At 55.2% G+C, this 1202-nt stretch carries 1 protein-coding gene; it reads right to left on the minus strand.

Annotation, left to right across the window (positions count from 1 at the left end; all coding sequences use genetic code 11):
• Positions 1-149 precede the first annotated feature (149 nt).
• Complete coding sequence (locus GHO41_RS29260) at positions 150-1130, minus strand: IS5 family transposase (protein ID WP_153435344.1); 981 nt, start codon at positions 1128-1130, stop codon at positions 150-152.
• Positions 1131-1202 lie beyond the last annotated feature (72 nt).

Genomic DNA, 1202 nt, shown 5'->3' on the forward strand with positions numbered 1-1202 from the left:
CTAAGGATGGTCTGAAGTACCCCCCTGTTTTCCGGCTACTGAGTCATCGGCGCTCTCAAAACACGGCAGCCGTTCAAAATTGGGCAAATCTGCCGTCTATTTTATCCGTTTTTGCCGCTGCAAGCGCCTCGCAGTCGTCATTTCCCACATTACGGACGCACCTCTCCTGCGCCGCAGAGCAAATATCGACGTGCCATCCACAGGTTCGACAAGGCGAATAACGTCACCATCTGAGCAGTGTTTTTCACCAAGCCTCGGAAGCGCACTTTCGTATAACCAATCTGACGCTTAATCACCCGAAATGGATGCTCAACCTTGGAGCGAACCTGAGCCTTGGCTCTCTCGATCTTGCGTATCGCTTTGTACAATACGCTGCGTTTTCCGTGTTTTTTGTAGGTGCTGCGGCGGGCCGCAACCTGCCAGATGACTTGGCGTCCCGCATGCTCTTCGCGCTTCTCGACACCGGTATAGCCCGCATCAGCGCAGACGACGTTCTCATCACCGTGCAGCAGTTTGTCGACTTGGGTTACGTCCGCGACGTTGGCCGCCGTGACCACTACGCTGTGCACCAACCCCGAGTCATCGTCGACACCAATGTGCGCTTTGGCACCGAAGTAATACTGGTTGCCTTTCTTCGTTTGGTGCATTTCCGGGTCGCGTTTACCGGCCTTGTTCTTGGTCGAACTGGGCGCATGAATCAGCGTGGCATCGACGATGGTGCCTTGTCGCAGCGACAGGCCACGGTCGCCCAGATAGCCATTGATCACGCAGAGAATCCCAGTGGCCAACTCGTGCTTTTCCAGCAGGCGACGGAAGTTGAGAATGGTAGTTTCATCCGGGATTCGCTCCAGGTTCAGGCCTGAAAACTGGCGCAAGATCGTCGTCTCGTACAGCGCCTCTTCCATCGCCGGATCGCTGTAACCGAACCAGTTCTGCATGAGATGAACCCGCAGCATCGCCATCAACGGATACGCCGGACGACCGCCTTCGCCCTTCGGGTAATGAGGTTCGATTAGAGCGATCAAACCCTTCCAGGGTACGACCCGATCCATCTCGATCAGGAACAGTTCCTTACGGGTCTGCTTGCGCTTACCCGCGTACTCGGCGTCGGCGAAGGTCATTTGCTTCATCATCGAAAAGCTCGGCGATTGGTGTTCGGGGATTCTGCCAAATCAGGAAGTCTTTTTCAGAATTTCCCTAAC

The organism is Pseudomonas sp. FSL R10-0399, assembly GCF_009600165.1.
Lineage (GTDB): Bacteria > Pseudomonadota > Gammaproteobacteria > Pseudomonadales > Pseudomonadaceae > Aquipseudomonas > Aquipseudomonas helleri.

Bases quoted from the DNA above. Each gene is read 5' to 3' on its own strand.
- GHO41_RS29260 (WP_153435344.1), bottom strand. From the start codon at position 1,130: ATGAAGCAAATGACCTTCGCCGACGCCGAGTACGCGGGTAAGCGCAAG.